Source organism: Niallia sp. FSL W8-0954 (genome assembly GCF_038005605.1).
Lineage (GTDB): Bacteria > Bacillota > Bacilli > Bacillales > Cytobacillaceae > Niallia > Niallia circulans_A.
In genome coordinates this window covers 1,120,862-1,145,427 of record NZ_JBBOTN010000001.1, presented here as the reverse complement: position 1 = coordinate 1,145,427, position 24,566 = coordinate 1,120,862, and the positions used below count along the sequence as shown (strand labels likewise).

Sequence of the window (24,566 nt, the reverse complement as noted above, 5' to 3'; positions counted from 1 at the left end):
AAATTGCCTGCTTCCTAATATATTTTTATTTTAAAATATATAGAACGATTTTCTCCCACCACTTCCATGGCACAATATGCTTGAAAAAGATTGTACCTTTTGTTCCTTTTCCAACTACATAACGTAATCTTGGATGTTTTTTCTTTGCAATAGAAACTACCTTTTCAGCTACCAACCTTGGATTTCCATTTTTTTTGCTGCTATTATGTAAATATGTATCGAGCTGTTTCATATACGAATAATAAGGTGAAGAAGACAAGGTAGATTTTTCAGCAATTTGCTTCCCTGTTGTCCAAATATTTGTTTGAAAAGAACCAGGCTCTACTAGAACGACTGGAATAGAAAATGGAGCTAACTCCAATCTCAAGGCCTCACTCCATCCTTCTAGTGCAAATTTAGAGGAAACATATGGGGATAAGCCTGGAAATCCAATTTCGCCACTTATGCTGCTTATATTAATAATCATTCCTCTCCGCTGCTTTCTCATAAGCGGAAGAATACATTGCGTTACACGAATCGCTCCAAAAAAATTCGTATCCAGCTGACGTTGATATTCTTCGATTGATATCTCCTCTGAAAAACCGGCTCCTGCATAGCCGGCATTATTTATCAGTAAGTCAATCTGGCCTATTCTCTGTACATATAAACTTAAGTTTTCTACTGATTGCTCAGAAGTAATATCTAAAGAAACTATGTCTATATTAGAGATTATCCCCATTTTTGTTGCTTCTTCTACCAACTGCCTACTTTTATTCCTATCTCTCATCGATGCTATAACTGTATAGTTCGCTTTTGCAAATTCTATTGTCATCCATTTCCCAAATCCACTATTTGCTCCTGTTATGAGGACTACTTTTTTCTCCACTTTTTCCCCTTTTCCTGCCACATATTCTTATCTTCACATGGACATTATATTGACTGTTGTTCTTATTAACGCTTCTTTTCTATATTAAAACTTTTTGATTCACAGAGTGGATTGGACTTAATCTTCCCCTCCTAATAAGGAATCTCCTTTCTTCTCGATAATCGTAGTTCCTGTAATGTCCATTGTAATATATAGAACTTGTTTATGGGATTCTGTTCTCTTCCTATAAGCCATATCTTTCTCGAATAATAATAATTTCATCATTAACAGTGGCTCTCCTTCTTATTTGGACATTTTGCTATTACTTTATTATATATAGAATTGGACACAATATTAGGATAGAGCTATGAAAAAGCACTCAATTTCCTGGAGAAAATTATTAAATTAATGAAAATATTGTAAAAAAGTAATGTAGTTTTCTTAAAAGTTTGTAAACCAAATATTAAGTTTTTGTAAATTTCTTTTCAAAATACTATGCTATTCGACAACTTTCCTATAAAATATGTAAGGCTTAGTCATAATTTGTTATATATTAATGGAGGTAACCATAATGGTTTTTAAAAAACAAGATAAGTTTGCTGTTATGTTAAAAAATATCGCTTCAAATTTAAAAGAAGGAGCAGACTTTTTTGCTGACTATAAGCTAACAAATGTTAGCGATTTAAAAACTTTTTCTGAAACAATGAAGGAAATTGAAACAAAAGGTGATACATATGTTCATGAAGTTATCACAGAATTAAATAAAGCCTTTATTACGCCGATTGAAAGAGAAGACATTCTAGCTCTTACAATGAGTATGGATGATGTTTTAGATGGTCTTGAGAGTACTTCTGCACTTTTCGAAATGTACAATATCATTAGTGCAGATGAATATATGCTGCGTTTTGTGGAAGAAATCAAAAACTGTGCAGTAGAAATTGATAAAGCAGTAGATTTACTTACAACTAAAAAATTACCTAAAATTAGAGAATATGCAATTAGAATTAAAGATCACGAATCAAAATGTGATGGCATTTTACGACAATCGATTAAAAACCTTTTCTCTGTCGAAAAAGATCCGATTCGTATTATCCAATATAAAGAAGTGTATGAAAATCTTGAGGATATCGCTGATTACTGTCAAAGTGTTGCCAACACACTTGAAAGTATCATTATGAAGAACGCATAAGGAGTCTTTTTCCAATGAATACATTATTAATACTTACAATTTTAATCGTTGTCTTTGCCTTAGCATTTGATTTTATTAATGGCTTTCATGATACAGCCAATTCCATTGCTACTGCAGTATCAACAAAAGCACTAAAACCAAAGCACGCCATTATTATGGCAGCATGTATGAACTTTATTGGTGCGATGACCTTTACTGGTGTGGCAAAGACAATTACAAAAGGAATCGTAGATCCTTTTCAATTAACAAATGGTTCTCTCGTTATCCTTGCAGCATTGATTTCTGCTATCATCTGGAATTTAGTTACTTGGTATTTTGGAATACCGAGTAGTTCTTCCCATGCAATTATTGGATCAATCGCTGGAGCAGCAATTGCTTCTTCTGGTTTCTCCTCCCTTAATTATACTGGGTTTATTAAAATCATTGAGGCATTGATTCTTTCGCCTATCATCGCCTTTATTGTTGGTTTTACTATTTACTCCATTTTTAAATTCTTTTTTAGGGATTTAAATTTAACAAAAACAAATAGACGTTTTCGCTATTTCCAAATATTCACAGCAGCATTGCAGTCTTATACACATGGTACAAATGATGCTCAAAAAGCCATGGGGATTATTACGATGGCTTTATTAGCTAATAATTATGTTTCAACTGGTGAGGTGCCATTTTGGGTACAATTTGCCTGTGCTACTGCAATGGGACTAGGGACTTCTGTAGGTGGCTGGAGAATTATCAAAACCGTTGGTGGAAATATTATGAAAATTCGACCAGTAAATGGGGTAGCAGCTGATTTATCAGGAGCAATGATCATTTTCGGATCGACCTTAATTCACCTTCCAGTTAGTACAACCCATGTTATCTCTTCTTCTATTCTCGGTGTTGGTTCTGCGCATCGCTTAAAAGGAGTTAAATGGGGAACAGCACAACGAATGATTATTACATGGGTTATTACATTGCCAATTTCAGCAAGTATCGCTGCAATTTGTTACTATATCCTGCATTTCTTTTTTTAAGTAAAAAATTATCATATACGGCTTAATAAATGGCCATAAGAAACATCTTCACCTAATTGGGTAAAGATGTTTTTCTTATTTAAAGCGACCCTTTAAAAGTTAAAAAGTGCTGGAAGAGAACTGATATCTAAGAAAAAAAAGCCACTTTTAGTTACTTTAAATAGTTCGTAGCTTTTTGTGTGTATTTTATGATGAGCTTGTGCACATTCTTTGATTGAACACCTTTTTTTCTTGCAGCCGAGCTCTTTCTGGCTTTCATTTCCTTTATGAACACCACTTTTTCTTGCAGCCAAGCAGTTTTTGGCTTTCATTCCCTCTATGAACACCACTTTTTCTTACAGCCGAGCTCTTTCTGGCTTTCATTCCCTCTATGAACACCACTTTTTCTTACAGCCGAGCTCTTTCTGGCTTTCATTCCCTCTATGAACACCTTTTTTTCTTGCAGCCGAGCTCTTTCTGGCTTTCATTTCCTTTATGAACACCACTTTTTCTTACAGCCGAGCTCTTTCTGGCTTTCATTCCCTTTATGAATACCACTTTTTCTTACAGCCGAGCTCTTTCTGGCTTTCATTCTCTTTATGAACACCACTTTTTCTTACAGCCAAGCTCTTTCTGGCTTTCATTCCCTCTATGAACACCTTTTTTTCTTGCAGCCGAGCTCTTTCTGGCTTTCATTTCCTTTATGAACACCACTTTTTCTTACAGACGAGCTCTTTCTGGCTTTCATTCCCTTTATGAATACCACTTTTTCTTACAGCCGAGCTCTTTCTGGCTTTCATTCTCTTTATGAACACCTTTTTTTCTTGCAGCAAATAAATGCTCGCAATCTTCTGTTATTTTATTTCGCTAAATCACCAGTTTATAGAATTTAATAGCAAAAGTAGTACTTTTTCCTATCTTACTTCTAACTTCCATATTCCCAATTGCTCGATCAATTTTCATCCTGCTTGTCCGATTAAGTTCTTCTATGTTCACGTTTTTAAACATATGTATAAGATGAGTGGACAAGGAATAGATAGGATGATGTTTAGTGATAGAAAAAATAGCGGCGATATTTGTAGGGAGCTTATTAATAGGCATTGGGGTAAATGGATTTTTAGTCCCACATCATCTGTTAGATGGGGGTATAATTGGAATCGGCCTTATTCTTCACTATCACTACGAGATTCCCACAGGTCTGTCTATGATTCTTTTAAGCATTCCATTATATATTGTGGTGTGGTTTTATAATAGAAAATACTTTATTTATGGCATAATTGGCTTCCTTGCTTCCTCCATCTCTATTGATTTCCTATCTTTTTTACGTGGTTTATTTTCACTGAAGCTTGTATTAAGTGCGATTTTGGGTGGAGTGATTATCGGCATAGGGATTGGCGTAATGCTTCGATTTGAGACCAGCACTGGAGGGACTGATCTCCTTGCCCAAGTCCTATCAAAGATCCTTTCTATTCAGGTAGGCTTCATCATTTTTCTAATAGATGGGATCGTTTTAGCCAGCGGCTATAAAATAGTTGGGCCGACAACTTTTTTAGCTTCTTTCTTAACTATTTTCTGTGTGGCTGTGTTTACAACTTTATTATCTAAAAACTCCCCTATAAAGTAAGGAGAGGTAGCTATTACCTCTCCTTCCACTTGCCTTTAAAAGCGACTCTTTCACTCTTTATCTTGTTCTGGTACTAATACTTGGCCCACTTTCCCCATCTTTAATAAGGTTTGCATAATGGTTTTAGAAAGTTGGCTAGTTTGATATGGTTTTACGAGATAATCCAGCGCTCCTAATGATAATCCCTTTTCTTTCTCATCTAATGCAGATGATACGATAACCGGAATATTTCTGAGTTTTTCTGATTTTTTGATATGCTTCAAGATGTTCCAACCATCAAAATTTTCATCTTCAAGCATGATATCAAGCACCAATGCATCTGGCGGATTCTTTTCTAGCATTCGAATTGCCTCTTGACCATTTTTATAATACACGACTTGGAAGCCGTTATCTTGCAATTCATGAACGATTAATTCCCCCAAGCTAATATCATCTTCTATGACCATGATCGAGTAAGTTTGCTTATTTTCTTTAGATGCTTCATCTGAAGTCTCCATTTTATGGACAAGGGGAAAAATAAGTATAAACGTACTTCCCTTCCCATAATCTGATTCTACTACCACTTGGCCATCATGGGCATTCATAATTTCTTGAACAATAGAAAGTCCAAGGCCAGTACCACCAATCTTTCTTCGGTCCGTATTATCGACTCGATAAAACTTCGTAAATAATTTATTGATCTCTGCTTCTGGGATTCCTAAGCCTTCATCTTTAAAAGATACTCGCAGCTGATTATTCTCTTTATAGACATTAATCTCTATTGTCCCTCCATCAGGGGAATACTTAATAGCATTACTTAAAAGATTCGTCAGCACTTGTTCAATCTTCGCTTTATCACCAATAATCATGGTTTCCTCTATCAATTGGTTTATTTCGATTCGATGGGAACTAGTATTAATAGATAGCTTTTCCTTGACTCTCTCTACTATTGGCATTAGATCAATGTATTTCTTCTCATAGGTTTGCTTTCCTGCTTCCATTCGTTGAATGTCTAAGAAATCATTTATTAAGGAAGTGAGCCTCTTCGCTTCACCATATATCGTTTGTAAGTATTTCCTCTGCTTATCCACTTTTAACTCTCGATTAATCATTAATTCTGTAAATCCAAGGATGCTTGCTAACGGTGTTCGCAGCTCATGACTTACTGTGCTTACGAACTCAGACTTCATTCTATCCACTTCATATTCTTTTGTTATATCCCTATAAACAAGGATTGTTCCGAACTTAGTGTTTCCTCTAAAAAGTTCCTCCGCATAAATATTAACTACTCGTCCATCTTTCATGAAAGCACTATAAGAATCCGTCTGTTTTTCCTTAATGGATGCTTCTATATACTGGAGCAATCCTTCCTCATCCATAAAATGAGCTGTTAATGGATGCTTCCATTCATCCCATCCACAGCCAGGATAAAATATTGCTTCCTTCGTGTCCCCAATCATTTCTTCAAGCTTTTCATTCACAAATATTATTTCACCTATTCCACATACTACCTGGATACCCTCTTGAATGGTATTTAAGATATCGTAGTTTAATACACGATCATTTTCTGTTTGCTCAAATAATTCAATTTTATCTAAAGAAATACTAATTTGTTTTGCCAACGCAATAAATTCTTCCTTATCAAACACCGAGAAAGGATCACTAAAACGACTCAGCATCATTACCGCAGCAATTTCATCCTCCGAATTATAGACAGGAATATACAGATCATGTGTAAATCCTTTTTCAAGGTGATAGCCTTTTTCAGCCAATACCATTTCTCTTGTAATAATAAATGGGTCTTTCTCCTTTTTTAGTCGATCAAGCACTCCTTGCCATACATAATTTTTAAATTGCTCTGCTCCTTCTTCGACAATTCCGTAGGATGCATATGCTTGATCCTTTAATAGTAAGATAATTCCTCTGTCTGCCTGTAGAATTGCTGCTAGATGGGTAATAATACTCTCTAACACTTCATTTTTATCTAATGAATTCGAAATACTATTAATTAATTTATTTCTTCGCTTTAATGATTCCCTATTTGCTCTAACTGTCTCTAAGACCTCTTCTAATTCTATTTGTTGTGCATGAAGTTCATCCTGCTGTGCAAGTAATTCCTCATTTTGCGCCAATAAGTTTTGTTCTTTATCTTGAACACTTTGATACATTTGATAAAAAGCAACAGAAAGTTTCCCTATCTCATCAGCTCGCTTCGTGTCTACCTTTATCTGTGCATCATTTCCTTTCGCAATTTCATTTGCCGCAACTGATAAATCGGCTAACGGTTTGCCAATTTTGTTAAATCCAGCCCGTCCTATAAAATAAATAACCATCATAATGAAAATAATATAAACAAGAAAACAGATTTGAAAAATGATGATATTTTTATTGAGTTCATTTACCTTATCATTCAGCTCATTTGTCATCGAGTGTAAATAGTTATTTAACGAACCCTTTATATGATTTATTCGATCTGTTCCCCCATCATCTGAGATTTTTACCACTTTGTCGACTTCTCCTTCATCAAAGTAGTTTAGTGCTTTGGGGAGAATATCTTGAAAATAATAAGAATGAAAATTCACTAATTCTTCTACTAACACTGCATCTTCATCTGTTGTAGCAATAGCTTTTAGCCGTTGAATCAGTTTATTAGTCTTAGCATCCATTTTTAAAGCGGATGATCGCATCTCAGGATTATTAAACGCGAAGTATCCTCTTGCTTCTGAAAGAGCAGTTTCTAGCTTATCTTGTAACTCTCTAGTGATGGATATTTTTTCAAGGATCACTTCTCTTTCTTCTGCATAGCGATTATTCAATTGCTTTTGACTAAGTGCAAGAAAGGCACAGCCAATAAGGAAAAGCAAACTGAAAAAAAACAGTAAAGCTACAAACTGTCTTGATATGCTTTTACCAAAATAATCTTTAATCTTCATTCAATATTTCTCCCACTGTGTCTAATAAAGCAAGCGGACTAAATGGCTTTGCCATAAAGTAATCTGCTCCTGCTCCCTTAATTTCATGTTGCTCACTCGCTTGGCTTTTGGCAGAGAGCATCATAATTTTAAGATGCTCTCTCTCTTTATCTGCTCTTACTTTTTCAATGACTTCTAAGCCTGTAATAATTGGCATCATATAATCAAGGATCAGTAAATCATATTGGTTCTCATGAATTAACTGCAATGCCTCTTCCCCATCTTGCGCTTCATCAACAATATACTCATCTTCCAATGTATCAACTATTAACATTCTTAATACTTCTTCATCTTCTGCTAATAAAATTCTTTTCACCTTTTAATCCCCCAAATTTATTTCTGAAAAGGCATCCTTTAAGAGGTAATATGAAGCCCTTAGGCGTTCATGGTAAGCTGGCATCTCCCATTCCTCCCACGTATACCATTTAGTATCAGCAGCTAGGATTTCATTATATCTATTAAGCTTGGGAAAGGAAGATATTATTTCCTTCTCTCTTTCCATTACTGCTGCGATTTGGATTCCCTTAGCCTGTACACTTTCCTCTAATCCCTTTTGCCACAAATCAGCCATTATCTCCTTCCGGCTTGGATCTTTAATATTCAATAAGGCCCAAGGTATCCGGACTTCAATCGTTTTTTTATCCTTGCTCACGCTTATATCGGTTAAGCTATTAAATTCTTTACTAGCAGGATTTCCATTGCCAAACAGAAGTTGTCCAGTTATATAAGATTGAAATGGTATTTTAGTATCTGGTAGCTCTAATTCCTTATTTAAGGTCAGCCGAATAGGATGAAATACTCCATTATCCTTTTTCTTTGCATAAGCTTCTTCCCTGATCATATGCAAGATAGATCCATAATGATAATGGAAAGAATCATAATAACTATCCACTAATATTTGCGAATTGTGTTCATTCGCTATTTTGACAAGAAAGTCAGCGCCAAATGTTGATTTAATTGTTTCGTTTTTAAGTGAAATCGTTTGTTGGCCTTGCTTCTCAATTGTATTTAACAATAGATAGGTTGTATCTGTTTGTAAGTCTATTGGCTGTTGATAATCAATTCTTAAATTGACCTGCTGTTCATCACTAGTTACATAAATAGATTTTATTCCCTTTTGTGTCATTCTATCTTCATATAAAGGAGAAATGCCGAGTTTTTCCCAGTCCTTTTTCTTTCCATCTATATAAATGGGCGACTCATATTTTCCAGGATCAAAGCTAAGTAAGCCAAAATGCTGTTCATTTGTTTGCAGATTGGACCAATATGGTCTTCTATCAGGATTATCATAATCCATCGTATTCCATGTTCGCTTGAACCATTCATCCTGCCAAGCAAATAGTAGCCCACCTGCATAATTTTCATCGACAATCATTTGAAACATTTCTTTATCGAAATTTCCTTGTTCTTGTTCAGAAAGAAATCCTTGTGTCATTCCATTTACATTCTCATGCGTTTTTCCTCTCGCTGCAGGTACACCAAATTCAGCAATTAGAACTGGCATATCATGCGCTTCTCTTAACTCCTGTAAATAAGCTCCATAATTACTTTGCTTCCCTTGTTTATTTATATAGCTTTTATACGCAGGCTCATAGTTTAAGAAATCTGGATAATACGGATAGACATGGTAGGAAGCAAGGAATCCTGCATGAAAATTCTCTGTTGTCTTTATATGATTGGGATTTACGATAGCCATATCTTCTTTTGGATTCGGCTCATAACGATGTTTAAGCAAGTCCGTTGTTACCCAATTGGTAAAGCTCATTGTATGCTGCCAGTCATATTTATCAACCTCATATTTCACCGTTTCATCCATCTTCTGCGCAAGCCAACTTTCAAAAGGAGAAGCATCTTTTGTTTCAAAGTAAGTGCCATCATAAGAAGCTATGCGTTTATGTTTCTCGTTTGTATTCTTTACTACCTCTGGATCCCATTCGATTCCGATCATAATGCCCAATACATATTTGGATATATCATATGTATACTCACCGGAAGCATGGCCAGGGGCAGCAGCTATAGATGCATTCCCATGAATGATATCTATCATATTCTTCAACTCTCGATCAAAATCATTATCCACTTCCTTCGCGTAAGCATCCTGTTTGTCTAGGAGAGTCTCTTCATTAATCCATGCACCATGAAAAAGATATAAAGGCTCCTCTGCCAACTGATTATACTCATACAATGCTTGATAGAAAGCGGGTGGATGCAAGGTATACACCCTAATTGCATTGGCATGCAAGGCGCCAATATCTTTAAACCAGCGAAAATACTCATCCTTCGTTATCGCCGTTTCTCCTGGAAAACTTCCTGGCTTTGCAATCCCCATATTAACTCCTTTAACAAGGAGATTTGTCCACTTATTATCTTTTAACACTTGAATATACGTATCATCTGTTTTCGTATTTATCTTCAAATGATTCACAGTTGTTATTTCCGCATTCGTACTAGCATGATCTTCGGCATGTAAACCGTTCTTTAAAATCCCTTTCATAATAGGTACATAACTGTTCCAATAAAAGGAGTGGCGATAAGTAATAGAACTTTTCCACATATCTAACCCGACTGTTTTATAAATAGCTGGTACCTCTGCTTCATCTGCATAGTCACCCGCAAAATAATAAGATGTGTATTGTTTATTCTTGTATTGAATGACTGCTGGAAACTGCCTAGGTAAGCCATATTCTGATAAGACTGCTTTCCCTTTTTTATTTACTGGGAGTGTATATGTAGCAAGAATATCAGTTTTATCCTTTGCAGCAACAATATCAAACCAATAACCATAATTCGATATAATAGGTTGATTGAACAAACCCTTTCCTTTATCGGTAGTCGAAAATTGAACCGCTCCGCTATTAAGTTCTTGATCTGACAATACAATGAGATGATCATCGCTATTAATCAAGATTAACCCTGATCCTTTAAATGACCACTTGTCATCATAGATGCGCTCATATCTTTCTTTGACCCATATAGGAATTTCCTCACTTTCCATGTCAGAAAAATATCTGCCAATCCAGCCACTCCATGAAAGTTGGAGAAGATTTGTTATTTTTTCACGAGCTTGATCACTAGTTGGATCTGCAAAGGTATTAAATTCAGCAATCAATGTTTTATTGGTGTTTTGAAGCAAAGCTGACTCTACCCTTTCAACATCTTCTAACGCTAATCCGCCTTCCATATGCTTCGAATTTATTCTGGAAGCATCTTTCTTATCGATTCCATATTGATCTGTCATATATATCACATCATAGGAAGATAAATCTTTTGGCAAATGGGTTAATTGCTTGTGTTTTTCCTTTAGGGGATTAAATCCGACATAATCACGTTGTTTGCTATAAGGAGCATGGTTAGTTTTCACATATTTTTGATTATTCAAGACCCATATCAATCCCGCATGTTCCCGATAGGAGGAATCCGACACTGTTTTATCCATAATTAAGACATTTAATTCCTTTGAATGCTTTAACTGCCAAAGCCAAAAAGGACTTGTTAAAAGTCCTACAACAAAGAGAATAAGTAAAAAGAAAATAATCGATTTATTCCATTTCATTCGGATACTCCTTTACGGCTCATTTCCCCCCAACTCTTATCTCTTCTTATTAATTGCCAAATGCCCTCGCATCGCCAAAAAACAGTTAACGGGCGGTACCAAAAAGATTCTGTCAACGAATAGAAGAACAATGAAATGATATGGGAAACCTTCGGATATTTTCGTAAACTCCATTCTTCTAATAACACTGCTGCCATTGAAAAAATAGAGCCATAAATACAGGAAAGTAATAGAATTAAGATAGCAAATTCTAAATATACGCCTCCAAAAAACAAGGCAATAATCGTATAAACATATCCTAAAAATTCAATGATGGGGCCAAAAAACTCAATTAGCCAGAAGTATGGAAAAGATATGAGCCCGATATTTCCATATTTCGGGTTAAGCGTTAGCTTTCTATGATTCCAAAGACTTTCATATAATCCACGATGCCACCTTCTTCTCTGTCTTCTTAAATATTTTATTTCTTCCGGAACTTCTGTCCAGCAGACTGGGTCTGGCACATAAACAATTTTCTTTTTTTCCTTTGTCTCTTTTAATAAACGATGGATTCGTACAACGAGTTCCATATCTTCGCCGACTGTATTTGTTTGATAGCCTCCAGCCTTTAGGACCCATTTTTTTGAAAAAACACCAAAAGCTCCAGAAATAATTAATAATAAATTATGTCTACTTAATCCAATTCTCCCCATCAAAAAAGCTCTTAAGTATTCGATTATTTGCATAATAACCAAGGGATGGCGAGACAATCCTATCTCGAGGACTTGTCCGTTCTTAATCTTACATCCATTAGCAATGCGTATACTTCCACTTGATGCTATCACTTCTTCATCACTATCCATAATAGGCTTCATTACCTTTAAAAAAGCATCTCTTTCTAAGACTGAATCTCCATCTAATGAACAAATATAAGGAAAATGAGAAAAGTTCAGTCCTGCATTTAAAGCATCTGCTTTTCCGCCATTTTCTTTATCGATTAAATATAATTTTGGCAGCAGCTTTGATTGGTAAATGCCTTTAATAGGCTTTGTCGTAAGTTGTTTCCTGACAACCTTTTCTATATGAACCATCTCATACTGTTCCATCATTTTCTGCAGTGTTTGGTCTATTGATCCATCATTGACAACAATAATTTCGAATTGAGGATAATTAATGCTCAACAAGGACCGTACACTTGGAATGATTCCAGCTTCTTCATTATAAGCTGGAACAATGATAGATACAGGTTTCGTATACCATTCATTTGAAACATCATCAAATGTATCTTCTCTATTTAATTTATATTCCTTTCGAAGCTGAAGCATGGAAATGAAAAGAATAACAGTATAAAACAATATAATGATTATCATATAAACAGCAATAAACGAGGCAAAGATTTGTACAGCAATTGACCACCATTGATAAACCATGCTAATAAACTCCTTTATTTAACCATTCCCTGGCCATATCCTGAGCAAACTTATCCTCTGATTCGTTAATGACTTCTAATAAAATCTCTCTGCCTTTTTTAAAGCTTAGGATGGATTCAGCTGCTTGAGATCGCACCCACCAAGAAGAATCATGAAGAAGCTTTACTAACAAAGGAATATATTTATCGAGGCTACTTCTAGATCCTAATAGTTTGGCAACCATCATTCTTTCCTGCCAAACTTCAGACTCTGCCAAGAGAACGTAATCTTCCATATTTCTCACATAGCCTATTGCAGCTATTGCCTTCAAAGCCCTTAATCTAATCTCTTCCTCATACTTTGCGAAAACATCCTCTAAAAACTGAATGTACTCTACCTTCTTTTTCATGCTTATTACGTCTAAAGTTGCTAATTGTAACGCTTCTCGACAATAATAAAAAGGTTGAATAAGTTTCCTAAAACTCTCAGGCTTTAATCGGAGCAGTATACTACGGTAATTCTTTTCCGTAAGCTCTTCATCCTTATTTATAAGGCTCCAAATGTTATCATATTGAAAGGCTGCTAAAATCCGATAGATTTGGATTTTCTCTTCTTTATGACAATTTCTTTTAGATAATCGACTAATCACCTGGTGTGTCATTTCCTTCATATGAAAATCTTCTATTTTATAAAGTACATTCATCCGTTTACTCCAATATCTAGACTTTATTTCTTTCCGATATTTATCTTTCAAGTAAAAGTCAGCAAGTTCGTGAAGCCGTTCTTCCTCCTGTTCCCCTTCTATTCTCTCAGAGAAATCAGTGAGAACCTGTTCAATTGCCTGCTTGTCTATTCTTGATTGCATTATATCCTTCACTCTTTCCTTCCCCTCCCGAAGATAGGAAAAAATTGGTCCAACCAGCTGCTTTTTTCGCTCATTAATATGGTTATTTTGTCTATTCTCTATTACTTTCCTAATGACTAAATAAGTTAATAAGCATAATAAAGTAGCAAATAAGATGATACTAACAATTTGTAATACTCTTACCTCTTGTTCCAAATTAAATCATCCTCATAATTAACCTTGTTATTCTTGCCTGTAACTCTTTAATACTGAATGGTTTTGTAACATAATCATCTGCACCTAACCGTAATGCTTCCGCAATATCTTGTTCACTTTTTCTGCCAGTCAACATTAAAATATGAGCATTATGCTGATAAGACGTCTTTTTAACAATTTGCAGGAGCTCTAGGCCTTCCATTACAGGCATCATTCCATCCAAGATGAGAAAATGCATCCCATTCTCTTGTAATCGCTTGGATTCTAAAAATTGAATCCCATCTTCATATTCTGCGACATTTATGGTAAGGTTATTTATCTCGATGGAATCTAATATATTTTTTAAAATGGAACGAATGAAAGAATCATCATCAACAATCGAAATATTTAATAATTTTTTATTCGCTGCTTCCTTTCTTTTATTGGTGCTTCGAATGCAAGCACGTCCATCTTCCTTGGCTAAATAAAGCGCCTCATCTGCCTTCTCAAGTGCTTTATTTAATGGTATATCATTTGAAATGACTTCAAATACACCAGCAGAAAAGGTCAAAGAAAATTTGCCACCACTTTCTTCGAATTCTATTCCTGAAAAACGCTTCAACATTCTATTTAATACATCGATAACTTCAGATTCCCCCGCTCGTTGAAAAAGAATGACAAACTCTTCTCCACCAAAACGAAAAAGAGTATCTGTAGTTCGAATATTTATTTTCAAGAACTGGGCAAAAGCTTTTAATACCTTATCCCCTGCAACGTGACCATATGTATCATTGACTCGTTTAAAATAATCAATATCTACAATAGCAATCGTACCAGAAGTTTTTGTCCGAACTGTATCACTAATAAAACGAGTATACGAATCCTTTAAAAACTTGCGATTATATACTTCTGTTAATTCATCAATTAATACAGACTGGTCAAAGATTTTCTTTCGCTCGATATGTCTCTCAATTCGAATCAGAAATTCTTCCATATCGAGTGGCTTTTCCATATAATCATCTGCGCCCTTCTTATATGCAGCTATTCTCTTTTCTCTTGAAGTATCAATACTGCATATAACCTTTGGAACAAATGAGTGTTTTGTATGCATCTGAATATCATCTAAGATATCTAAACCAGTTTTAAATGGCAGGTTAATATCAATAATGATACAATCTGGCTGCATTCTGTAAAATTGCTCAATCGCCTTCTCCGCATTAGAATTTGCCATTACCATCCAGCCTTTACGTTCCAGCATTTCCTTTAAAAAAATCAATAAAGAAACATCATCATCAATTAGCTGAATAAGCGGTACGTCAATATCTCTAAAATCAGGAATTTTATTAATCTCTTCGTGAAAATGCTCGTATTCCTCACAAATATCAAGTAACTCGCTTAAAAAGTTCTTTAATTCAGATTGAATCCAGTCTCCTTCTCTCTCTTCCACCTTTGCCATTAACCCTGAAACTAAATGGAATAACAAATCCAAGTCTAATGTACCAGAAGTACCTTTAATCGTATGCAATAACCGATAGACTTCCTCATTTTTTATGGTCTCTGTTGCTTGTTTATTTAATAATTCATTTAACTGTTGTGTCATCCTCGTAATAAATATTGCTTTATATTTATCCAACACTAAATTCCTCCCGCTTCTTTAACCACACCATTTAAGACTGTTTTGATATTTTTCCCGACATATAAAAATTAATCATAAACTTTTCATCCTAATTATTAGGAAAACCAAAAGATTGCACACAAAAAAACAGACCATTAAACTGGTCTGATTGCTACAATAAATATAACATTTCGATAAATGTATATAATTAAATTATATTCTTCTTCATTATGAAATTTTTCTTTTATATTATATAAAAGGAAAAAAGAATATAATAGTGAAACATTTCCTAATTTCTACTTTTATTACTTATTAATTTTCCTTCTTCATTCTGCGATTTTTGCGATCGCAGCTTTCCATTGCTGCCAAAATTGTCCCTCTAAATTGATTTTGTTCCAATGCAGTAATTGCTTCAATTGTCGCTCCACCAGGTGTGCATACTTCATCTTTCAATATTCCTGGATGCTTACCTGTTTCTAAGACCATTTTTGCTGCTCCTAAAACAGATTGTGCAGCTAACTTGTAAGCTTTCTCTCTCGGTATTCCACTGCGAACGCCGCCATCTGCCAATGCTTCAATAAACATATAGACATAGGCTGGAGAAGAACCACTAATCGCTGGAATATAGTCCATTAAGTTTTCTTCCACAACTTCTACTTGCCCAAATGCTGCAAACATTTCTATTATAAAAGCAATTTCTGGCTCTGTAACTCTTTCATTTGCACAAAATACCGTCATCCCTTCGCCGACAAGAGAAGGAGTATTTGGCATGGAGCGGATAACCTTTGCATTTTTTGATAACTGTGATTCTATGTATGCCATCTCTATTCCAGCTGCCACTGTAACAATGATTGTTTCATTCTTCACATAGGAGAGAATTTCTTGTAAGACCTCTCCATATAAATGTGGTTTTACTGCAACAATAAGTACATCTGCGAAGCTTGCTACTTTTTTATTATCTAATGTCGTTTCTATATGAAAGGTTTCCCTTACCATTTGCGCGCTTTCCACAGACTTTGTACTAGCCAAAATATCTTCTCTACTCAAAAAAGAAGACTGCAGCATTCCATTTACCATTGCTTGAGCCATTTTTCCACAGCCAATGAAACCAACTTTTCTTTTTTCCACTCTGATCTTCCTCTCATGTTTGTCCTTTTACTCTTACATAGTATGAGAAGAAAATCAACCAATCCATCTAAGCTATTGAGTGTTTAGAATGATTAGCACATCATTTTCGGACCATTTTTTCTTTGATAATACTGCTTAATTTGATCAATTCTGATTGCTTCTTCCATGCATAAATTCCCTTTATCTGCATGAAAAGATATTAAACTAATACCATATTCGATTAAGGAAACAAGAATAATCTCCATTTCCATTCCATCCAGCTTCAAACTACTGTCATTACTGGTTGTTACTTTTTCCTTTACCATTTCTAAAATGAATAGAATTCCTCTGGATGCATTTCGTATACTAAAATCCAATGCTTCTTTTATTAATAAAAGATTTTCCTCGGTTACGTATATTTGCTCCTTCACTTTAAGCCTCCTAATTCACTTGAAATTCTACCCTTATCTCGAACAGTCTTTTACCTTTATATAATCTGGAAGAAAAATCTCATCTGGTGTTTTGGAAAAAATACTAGATATCTGTACTGCTTGCTCATAAGATAATCCTCGTTTACCATTTTCTATTTGCCAATAATAAGACTTTGTAATTCCTAACTTATCAGCCATCATCTGATAGGTATAGCCATATTGCTTTCTTATGATACGCAGCTTATTCCGATGCATTTTTTACACCTCATCTTCCCCATTCTCATTTTTTTCCTTATTAAAATTATACGGTAAACAAGTGGTTTACTTCAATATATAATTCCGAATTTGTTAACAAAAATTCATTATTTACTGTTAGCTAAACGTTAACTTATAATAGAAGTAACGAAATTAGGAGCTGGTTTAGATGAATTTTCCAGAAAGATTGAGACAATTGCGGAAATCTGCCAACATTTCTCAACAAACGCTTGGGAATGCAATGAATGTAACAAAAGTATCTATCTCAGGATACGAAACAGGTAATCGAAAACCTGATACAGATACCTTACAAAAATTAGCAGATTATTTTGATGTAAGCACTGATTACCTCCTAGGTAGATCAGAAGCAAAGGAAACTCGAGCTAGCTATCATAGTAAAGTATCGGATAATAGTATGACGAGTGAAGAAGCAGAGCTGCTAACTCAATTGCAGAAATACCCGACCCTATATAACCATCTTATTAGCAACCCAGAAAAGGCCGTTTCACAGCTATATAGACTCTGGCGTTTCTTAGAGGACGAAAAGCAAAATAAATAAGAGCTTATTAACTTAACAAATTTCTTATAAGAGCGTATAATATACATAATTCTTATAAGAAAGGTTGGTTTTGATGACTAATCTGCTTAAAACAATTCCAGTACCATTAGTCCGAACAAATCAATGGACTATTTTTCTATCTGTATTACTTAGTTTAGTTTTTCAGCAATACTGGATCATGCTAATTCCACTTATCGCAGGACTCTGTGGATTATTATTTCAATGGAATCCTATTATGAAAGCAGCGAGTATCTTTCTAAAAAAACCCATGAAGGAATATCATCAAGAGGATTGGGATCAGCAGCAATTTAACCAGATAATTGCTGTAGTATGCTTGGCAATAGGTTCCCTTTCCTTTTTCTTAGATTGGAATGTTCTTGGCTATATCTTTTCTATTATAGTTGGGCTTTCTTCGATTATTGCCATACTAGGTTTTTGTATTGGTTGCTTTATCAGGTTTCAATGGAAAAAATATCAGTATAAGCGGAGCTTATAATATAAAGGGGATTCAATCAAATTCGATTGAATCCCCGATTTTTATAAGCTTCTTTCTATTATTTGCATTTCGATCATTTGTTTAAACGCTTCTAAAGAAAAACCTTTTGACTGCTCTTCTCCATATTTTCTCACATTTACAGCATTTTGTTCCTTTTCTTTATCCCCTAATACAAGCAAATAGGGAATCTTTTGCATTTGTCCTGCCCGGATTTTATACCCTAACTTTTCATTGCTGTCGTCTATCTTTACTCTTACTCCTGCTTCTTTTAAAACCGCTTGAACTTCTAGACAATAATCTAGATGAACATTGGATACCGGAATAATTTCCACCTGCACTGGTGCAAGCCAAACAGGAAAGGCACCTGCAAAATGTTCAATTAATATGCCAAAGAATCGATCAAGCGACCCATAGATAGCACGGTGAATAACAACTGGACAGACTTTTTCATTGTTTTCGTTGATATAGGCTAAGTTAAAGAGCTTTGGCATTTGAAAATCAAGCTGAATTGTTGCACATTGATGGCTTCTTTTTAAAGCATCCTTTATATGAAAATCAATTTTCGGACCATAAAATGCGCCATCACCTTCATTAAGAATATAATCTATTTTTAGCTGTTCTAAAACATTTCTTAATGCTCCCTCTGCTAATTCCCAAATGTCATCCCCATCCAATGAATCTTCTGGTCTAGTAGACAGCTCTACAGTGTATGCAAATCCAAAAGTACGGTAAACTTTATCGATTAACTGAAAAATGCTTTTAATCTCTGCTTCTATTTGATCTTCTCTTACAAACAGATGGGCATCATCCTGGCAAAATGTACGAACACGTAACATTCCGTTTAGTGCACCACTATATTCATGACGATGTACCTGCCCAAATTCCGATAAGCGAATCGGCAAATCGCGATAGGAATAGAGACTATTTTTGAAGATAAGCATATGTCCTGGACAATTCATTGGCTTTAAGGCAAACTTTTGTTCATCCACTTCGGAAAAGTACATGTTTTCATGATAATGATCCCAGTGGCCTGATTGCTTCCACATTCGCTCATTCATCATTAAAGGAGTTCTTACTTCTTCATAATCCGCCTCGCCTTGAAGCTCTCTCGAAAATTGCTCTAATTCATTGCGAATGATTTGTCCTTTCGGTAAATAAAACGGCATGCCAGGCGCTTCTTCTGAGAACATAAACAGCTCTAATTGCTTTCCTAGCTTCCGATGGTCTCGTTTGGCTGCTTCTTCGATCATTTCTAAGTAATCTGCTAATTGCTGTTGACTAGAAAAGGCAACACCGTACACACGTTGCAATACTTCCTTATCACTGTCCCCTCTCCAGTAGGCACCAGATACACGCATTAATTTAAAAGCTTTAATAAAACCAGTCGAAGGAAGATGAGTGCCACGGCATAAATCAATAAACTCTCCCTGCTGATAAAGGGAAATCGATTCATTGCTTGGTATAGTCTCTAAGAGCTCCAATTTAAATATCTCTTCTTTCTCTTCAAAAAGCTGTTGCGCTTCCGCGAACGATACTTCTTTGCGAGTAAAAGGAAGGTTTTCCTTGATAATTTTCTTCATCTCTTTTTCAATGGCTTGCAAATCATGGGAAGTTAAACTGTGAGCAAGCTTCATATCATAATAAAAACCATCCTCTACCACTGGTCCAATTGCTAACTGTACATTGGGATACAATCTTTTTATTGCTTGTGCCATGACGTGGGCGCTGGAATGGCGCATAATCGATACCCCTTCATCCGAATCTATTGTGATGATTGCTAAATGTACATCCTCTTCTATTTGATGACTCATATCTACAAACCATTCGTCATTGATCTTTGCTCCAACTGCTTTCTTCTTTAAGCTCACACTAATAGACTCCGCAATTTCCGCGACTGTGCTTCCTTTTGGATATTCCTTCATACTCCCATCCGCTAATACTACCTTAATCATTTTGTTCACTCCTTATAATTTTTGGTAACAAAAAAAACACTCGTCCCTACTGAAAGGGACGAGTGTTTTAACCCGTGGTTCCACCCAAATTCCCATAAAAAAACACAGTGGTTTTCTTATGGCTTGGTGCAGTAACGCTGCATACACGATATTGACTACTTCTCGTTCACCAATATAGCTCAAAGGTGGTAAATTATTTTCCTTTGCTAGGAAGTTCACACCTATTCTTCCCTCTCTGATAACAGTAAAAATAATTCATGTCCTTTTCATCGCCTATTATGAAATTGTAAAAACAAAAAACGCACTCATCCCTAATGAAAGGGACGAGTGCGTTTACCCGTGGTTCCACCCAAATTCCCATGAAAAATACACAGTGTTTTTCATGGCTTGGTACAATAACGTTTGCATCTACGGTATTGGATACTATAAATTCCCCAATACGGCTCAAAGGTGGTAAGATACTTATTCTGCGTTAGGAAGTTTTCAGCAATTCTTCCCTCTCTGGAAACCGAAATAGTAGCTCATGTCCTTATCAAAGCTTTTTATAATCAATTTTTTAAATATTCTATTACAAAGTGTAAAATTATGCAACCTTATTTTTTATTTTATTTATCTCTTTATGCTTTCCTCTTTCGTTTACAGGACTTTTTGAAGCGAGAAAAATCGCTATATGACAAATGTCATATAGCGAGCATGACATGTATGTCTGCCAATTTAATTGGTACATATTTATACTATAGATATCCATTAAGAGAAGGGAAATTAAAAATGAATATAAAAAACTTAAAACAATTAAGAACTGCTGTAGCACCATTTGAGAAATCCACTGTAAGTATTAGCATCTTGCAGCTTGCCAACACTATTTTGCCCTTTGTTTTACTTTGGTTTGCTGCATATAAAAGCTTAAGTATTTCTTATCTGTTAACCCTTGTGTTCGCAATTGCCGCCGCAGGATTTTTAGTAAGGATTTTTATCATTTTTCACGATTGCTGTCACTTTTCTTTCTTTAAAAACCGTAAAGCTAACAAGGTTTTAGGAACGATTACTGGTATCTTAACCTTATTCCCCTATAGCAAATGGCAGCATAGCCATTCTATTCACCACGCAACAAGCAGTAACCTGGATAAACGAGGAATCGGCGATTTATGGATGATGACGATAGAAGAGTACGAAAATGCCTCTTTAATGGTAAAAATCCAATATCGTTTGTACCGTAATCCGTTCATCATGTTTATACTAGGACCAATTTATGAATTTCTTTTAGCAAACCGCTTCAACCGTAAAGGAGCCAGATCGAAGGAAAGACTAAATACGTATATAACGAATATGGCGATTGTATTATTGGCTGTGCTTCTTGGCAGTACACTTGGCTGGTCATCTTTCTTGCTTGTACAGCTGCCGATTTTTCTTATATCCGGCTCTGTTGGCGTTTGGCTGTTTTATGTACAGCATACTTTTGAAGACACGTACTTTGAGGAAGATAAAAATTGGGATTATGTAAAGGCTGCTGTAGAAGGAAGCTCCTTCTATCACCTTCCAAAATGGATGCAGTGGCTGACTGGCAATATCGGCTATCACCATGTTCATCATTTAAGTCCAAGGGTTCCTAATTACAATTTAGAGCAGGTCCATAAACAGACAGAGCCTCTGCAAAATGTTCCAACGATAACACTTGCAAGCAGTCTTCGATCTTTAAAGTTCCGTTTATGGGATGAAAAAGACAAAAAATTTATCAGCTTTTATGAATGGAAGAAGCAAAAGAAATCCCTTGCCATGTCTGCAAGATCAGAAATGCCATAAATAAAAGCTTCTATCAGCCGGGGCCACTATAGATTCCGTTTGCATTAAGCAACTATCTGAGCAGCAATTAGGCCATTAATTGCTGCTCCATTATGTTAAAATGAATAAATAACAGTCAATAAAACGAGGTTAGAAACTGATGATGAAAAGATTAGAGGTTTTAAAAAAAAGCACGGGGATCTCTCCTTATATTTGGACATTGCTTACCATTTTGCCATTTTATTTCATATTCCATGCCTCTTCTGCAGTTGATGTAATATCAGGCATCATCCTTACCATTTTATTTTTTATTTTTTATAGAATTGCTTATCTGTCAAAAGGCTGGACAATCTATTTATGGCCGTCCTTATTAATCGGAATCTCTACCTTTGCTATTTATACATACAGCTATGTGTATTTTTCCTTTTTTCTTTCCTATTTTATTGGCAATATTAAAAAGCGGATTCCTTTTTTTATCCTTTATTTTATCCACTTGGCAGTTACTACATTTGCCATTTACTTCAAAATTATAATAGGCGATGCCTTGCTGATAAAGCAGCTGCCTTTTGTACTGATCATCTGGTTCGGCGTAATTCTATTGCCATTGAATATTCAGAACCGCAAAGAGAAAGATCAGCTACAGGAACAACTAGAAGATGCGAATAAACGTATTTCACATTTAGTTAAACTCGAAGAAAGACAGCGAATTGCCAGAGATCTTCATGATACTCTCGGCCAAAAGCTATCTCTTATTGGCTTAAAAAGTGATTTAGCAAGAAAACTTATCTATAAAGATCCGGAACAAGCCCGCATAGAACTGAAAGATATTCAGCATACTTCACGATCAGCGCTGAACGAAGTCCGAAAAATGGTCTCTGAAATGCGCGGCATACGATTAAAAGACGAGCTTCTTCTTGTCCAAAAAATATTAGGTGCGGCAGAGATAAGCCTGACATGCGATATAGCTTCCAATCTAAGAATTTCATCGATTGCAGAAAATATTATCAGCATGTGCCTAAAAGAGGCTGTTACTAATGTGGTTCGACATAGTAATGCCACCGCTTGCTCTATAAGCATCAACCAGAATAAAAAAGAAACAGTCATGGAAATTAAAGATAATGGAAGCACTCCTTTTCAAGAAGAAAATATGCACAAAGGAAACGGACTAGCGGGCATGAGAGAAAGATTAGATTTTATCAATGGTACTTTAGAAATTAGTGCCGAGGAGGGAACAATCGTAAAAATTGCGGTTCCACGGGATGGAAAAATAATAGAAAAGGAGGAATTAATATGATCCGCATTGTCATTGCCGAAGACCAGCGCCTGCTTTTAGGTGCTTTAGGTTCATTGCTTGATTTAGAAGACGATATCACGGTTGTCGGCAAAGCAAACAATGGAGAAGAAGCTATTCAGCTAGTCAAGGAAAAGAATCCAGATATTTGTATAATGGATATTGAAATGCCTGCTAAAACGGGTTTAGAAGCAGCGGAAGAACTTATGAGCCACCCTTGCAAAGTCATTATCTTAACTACTTTTGCAAGATCTGGTTATTTCCAGCGCGCATTGAAGGCTGGCGTATCTGCCTATTTGCTCAAGGACAGTCCTAGCGACGATTTAGCCAATAGCATCCGCAGTGTAATGGAAGGAAAAAGAATTTACGCACCAGAATTGGTTGATGATGTTTACAAAGAAGAAAATCCTCTTACTGAACGGGAAAAAGAAGTTCTGATGCTTGTTGCGAACGGCAAAAACACAAAAGAAATCGCCCAAGAGCTCTCCATTAAAACAGGCACTGTAAGAAACTATATCAGCATGATACTTGATAAACTCGAAGTAAAAAACCGCATAGAAGCTATCACTAGATTTAAGGAAAAAGGATGGTTTAAATAGAAAAGGACTGGCTTTCCAGTCCTTTTCTATTTAAAGTAGATTTCTATCCATAGCCAATTTACTGAGCAAGAAACTTAGGCAGCTGATCTTCACGTTTATCGAGCATAATCTGTTCTGGCTTGATGCCCTGTTCATGCAATACTTCAATGTTCTGCATCAAGAAGTCGTCGCTGCCAACAACATAGAATAGACCATCCCTGTCTGCAGCTAAATTTTTCACTTCTTCATAATAATCATTACGGTTATCGACAAACTGGGCTTCAAACTTTTTGTCAGGTACAGATGTAAAAATATCTGTAAATAAAAAGGCTTTTGATGAATCAATATTCAAAGAATGAATGTGAGTGACGTTGTCAGCGCGTTCCAAATAATCCAGTACAATCGGTCTAAAAGTTGCCAGCCCAACACCTGAGGATAGCAGATAAACATTTTTGTTTTCTCTTTTAAGCGGTAAGTTTGAATGTGTTTTAAAGATTGCGACTTCATTGCCTACTTCAAGATTTCTTAAAATCGATTTAAATTCTGAGCATTGCTCTCTAATGCGCGTTGTTATGCCGATTACATTTTCCTGTGGTAAAGAAGAGATAGACATATGACGAATCAAACTGCGATTTGGTTTGTCTCCGGCATTGAAACCTCTCAAAGCGAAATGTGTGTGGGAACCTTCTTCCCATGTAAAGTCTTGCGGACGGTCAAGCAAGTAAGTTTTAACCTCTGGGTTTTCCTCAACAATCTTATTTATTTTCGTCCAGTATATTTGCATGCTATATTCTCCTCTACATTATCGGTATCGTACTATCTACTATACAACAAATGATAATTATTCTCAATTATAAAGAGAACTTTTATAAAGAAAAACAAAAATCCTTACCCGATTGTCATAAATAGGACCGGATAAGGAT

At 35.6% G+C, this 24,566-nt stretch carries 22 protein-coding genes and 2 other annotated features; of the genes, 8 read left to right on the top strand and 14 right to left on the bottom strand.

Features of this window, described 5'->3' with window-relative positions; translation table 11 throughout:
* Positions 1–25: 25 nt before the first annotated feature.
* Together NX902_RS05635 and NX902_RS05630 are read right to left on the bottom strand one after the other, a co-directional pair.
* Complete coding sequence (locus NX902_RS05635; RefSeq protein WP_095330177.1) at positions 26–865, bottom strand: oxidoreductase; 840 nt, start codon at positions 863–865, stop codon at positions 26–28.
* Positions 866–982: 117 nt separating this feature from the next.
* A complete protein-coding gene (locus NX902_RS05630) occupies positions 983–1,129 on the bottom strand; it encodes a hypothetical protein (protein ID WP_341122690.1) in 147 nt (48 codons plus the stop codon).
* Positions 1,130–1,415: 286 nt separating this feature from the next.
* Between NX902_RS05630 and NX902_RS05625 the strand changes: the two genes are divergently transcribed.
* Entirely contained in the window at positions 1,416–2,033 is a 618-nt protein-coding gene (locus tag NX902_RS05625; RefSeq protein ID WP_047942753.1) for a DUF47 domain-containing protein, read from the top strand.
* Between the two features lie 14 nt (positions 2,034–2,047).
* A complete protein-coding gene (locus tag NX902_RS05620; RefSeq protein WP_095330175.1) occupies positions 2,048–3,046 on the top strand; it encodes an inorganic phosphate transporter in 999 nt (332 codons plus the stop codon).
* 92 nt (positions 3,047–3,138) lie between these two features.
* Here the strand turns inward: NX902_RS05620 and NX902_RS05615 are convergent, their stop codons facing one another.
* A complete protein-coding gene (locus NX902_RS05615; protein ID WP_341160598.1) occupies positions 3,139–3,375 on the bottom strand; it encodes a hypothetical protein in 237 nt (78 codons plus the stop codon).
* 701 nt (positions 3,376–4,076) lie between these two features.
* On the opposite strand from NX902_RS05615, the gene NX902_RS05610 reads away from it, so the two are divergent.
* Entirely contained in the window at positions 4,077–4,649 is a 573-nt protein-coding gene (locus tag NX902_RS05610) for a YitT family protein (RefSeq protein ID WP_341160597.1), read from the top strand.
* 50 nt (positions 4,650–4,699) lie between these two features.
* On the opposite strand, the gene NX902_RS05605 is transcribed toward NX902_RS05610, so the two are convergent.
* The 9 genes from NX902_RS05605 to NX902_RS05565 all read right to left on the bottom strand — a co-directional run bounded on the left by NX902_RS05605 (position 4,700) and on the right by NX902_RS05565 (position 16,988).
* Positions 4,700–7,561 carry an ATP-binding protein gene (locus NX902_RS05605; protein ID WP_095330179.1) on the bottom strand — a complete coding sequence of 954 codons (2,862 nt, stop codon included), beginning with the start codon at positions 7,559–7,561 and terminating at the stop codon, positions 4,700–4,702.
* The gene (locus tag NX902_RS05600) at positions 7,551–7,916 is read right to left on the bottom strand and encodes a response regulator (RefSeq protein WP_095330180.1); all 366 of its coding nucleotides are present in this window, start codon (positions 7,914–7,916) and stop codon (positions 7,551–7,553) included. The genes NX902_RS05605 and NX902_RS05600 overlap by 11 nt, the downstream gene beginning before the upstream one ends.
* Positions 7,917–7,919: 3 nt before the next feature.
* Entirely contained in the window at positions 7,920–11,153 is a 3,234-nt protein-coding gene (locus NX902_RS05595; protein WP_095330181.1) for a hypothetical protein, read from the bottom strand.
* Positions 11,150–12,562 (bottom strand): glycosyltransferase family 2 protein, encoded by a 1,413-nt coding sequence (locus tag NX902_RS05590; protein WP_095330182.1) that lies wholly within the window; start codon positions 12,560–12,562, stop codon positions 11,150–11,152. Before NX902_RS05590 ends, NX902_RS05595 begins: the two co-directional genes overlap by 4 nt.
* A 1-nt stretch (position 12,563) precedes the next feature.
* Positions 12,564–13,601: a HEAT repeat domain-containing protein gene (locus NX902_RS05585; protein WP_095330183.1), complete on the bottom strand. Its 1,038-nt coding sequence runs from the start codon at positions 13,599–13,601 to the stop codon at positions 12,564–12,566.
* Between the two features lies 1 nt (position 13,602).
* The gene (locus NX902_RS05580) at positions 13,603–15,213 is read right to left on the bottom strand and encodes a response regulator (RefSeq protein ID WP_095330184.1); all 1,611 of its coding nucleotides are present in this window, start codon (positions 15,211–15,213) and stop codon (positions 13,603–13,605) included.
* A gap of 294 nt (positions 15,214–15,507) precedes the next feature.
* Positions 15,508–16,323, bottom strand: a complete 816-nt coding sequence (proC, locus tag NX902_RS05575; protein WP_095330185.1) for a pyrroline-5-carboxylate reductase — start codon at positions 16,321–16,323, stop codon at positions 15,508–15,510.
* 92 nt (positions 16,324–16,415) lie between these two features.
* Positions 16,416–16,733, bottom strand: coding sequence for a hypothetical protein (locus NX902_RS05570; RefSeq protein ID WP_095330186.1), 318 nt, complete (start codon positions 16,731–16,733; stop codon positions 16,416–16,418).
* Positions 16,734–16,766: 33 nt separating this feature from the next.
* The gene (locus tag NX902_RS05565; protein ID WP_095330187.1) at positions 16,767–16,988 is read right to left on the bottom strand and encodes a helix-turn-helix transcriptional regulator; all 222 of its coding nucleotides are present in this window, start codon (positions 16,986–16,988) and stop codon (positions 16,767–16,769) included.
* Between the two features lie 169 nt (positions 16,989–17,157).
* Here NX902_RS05565 and NX902_RS05560 point away from each other — a divergent pair, with 169 nt between their 5' ends.
* Together NX902_RS05560 and NX902_RS05555 are read left to right on the top strand one after the other, a co-directional pair.
* On the top strand, positions 17,158–17,547 hold the full coding sequence (locus NX902_RS05560; protein WP_095330188.1) for a helix-turn-helix domain-containing protein: 390 nt from the start codon (positions 17,158–17,160) through the stop codon (positions 17,545–17,547).
* Between the two features lie 73 nt (positions 17,548–17,620).
* Positions 17,621–18,043 carry a DUF4395 domain-containing protein gene (locus NX902_RS05555; RefSeq protein ID WP_095330189.1) on the top strand — a complete coding sequence of 141 codons (423 nt, stop codon included), beginning with the start codon at positions 17,621–17,623 and terminating at the stop codon, positions 18,041–18,043.
* Between the two features lie 41 nt (positions 18,044–18,084).
* Here the strand turns inward: NX902_RS05555 and thrS are convergent, their stop codons facing one another.
* Positions 18,085–19,995 carry a threonine--tRNA ligase gene (gene thrS, locus NX902_RS05550; protein ID WP_163186782.1) on the bottom strand — a complete coding sequence of 637 codons (1,911 nt, stop codon included), beginning with the start codon at positions 19,993–19,995 and terminating at the stop codon, positions 18,085–18,087.
* A 51-nt stretch (positions 19,996–20,046) separates the two neighbouring features.
* Positions 20,047–20,274: a binding site (T-box leader), on the bottom strand.
* Positions 20,275–20,311: 37 nt separating this feature from the next.
* Positions 20,312–20,540: a binding site (T-box leader), on the bottom strand.
* Positions 20,541–20,763: 223 nt separating this feature from the next.
* On the opposite strand from thrS, the gene NX902_RS05545 reads away from it, so the two are divergent.
* The 3 genes from NX902_RS05545 to NX902_RS05535 all read left to right on the top strand — a co-directional run bounded on the left by NX902_RS05545 (position 20,764) and on the right by NX902_RS05535 (position 23,664).
* On the top strand, positions 20,764–21,795 hold the full coding sequence (locus NX902_RS05545; RefSeq protein ID WP_095330241.1) for a fatty acid desaturase: 1,032 nt from the start codon (positions 20,764–20,766) through the stop codon (positions 21,793–21,795).
* A 139-nt stretch (positions 21,796–21,934) separates the two neighbouring features.
* On the top strand, positions 21,935–23,068 hold the full coding sequence (locus tag NX902_RS05540) for a sensor histidine kinase (RefSeq protein WP_163186780.1): 1,134 nt from the start codon (positions 21,935–21,937) through the stop codon (positions 23,066–23,068).
* Positions 23,065–23,664: a response regulator transcription factor gene (locus NX902_RS05535; protein WP_095330192.1), complete on the top strand. Its 600-nt coding sequence runs from the start codon at positions 23,065–23,067 to the stop codon at positions 23,662–23,664. Before NX902_RS05540 ends, NX902_RS05535 begins: the two co-directional genes overlap by 4 nt.
* Before the next feature lie 58 nt (positions 23,665–23,722).
* Here the strand turns inward: NX902_RS05535 and NX902_RS05530 are convergent, their stop codons facing one another.
* Positions 23,723–24,427: a dihydropteridine reductase gene (locus NX902_RS05530; RefSeq protein ID WP_163186778.1), complete on the bottom strand. Its 705-nt coding sequence runs from the start codon at positions 24,425–24,427 to the stop codon at positions 23,723–23,725.
* Between the last annotated feature and the right edge of the window lie 139 nt (positions 24,428–24,566).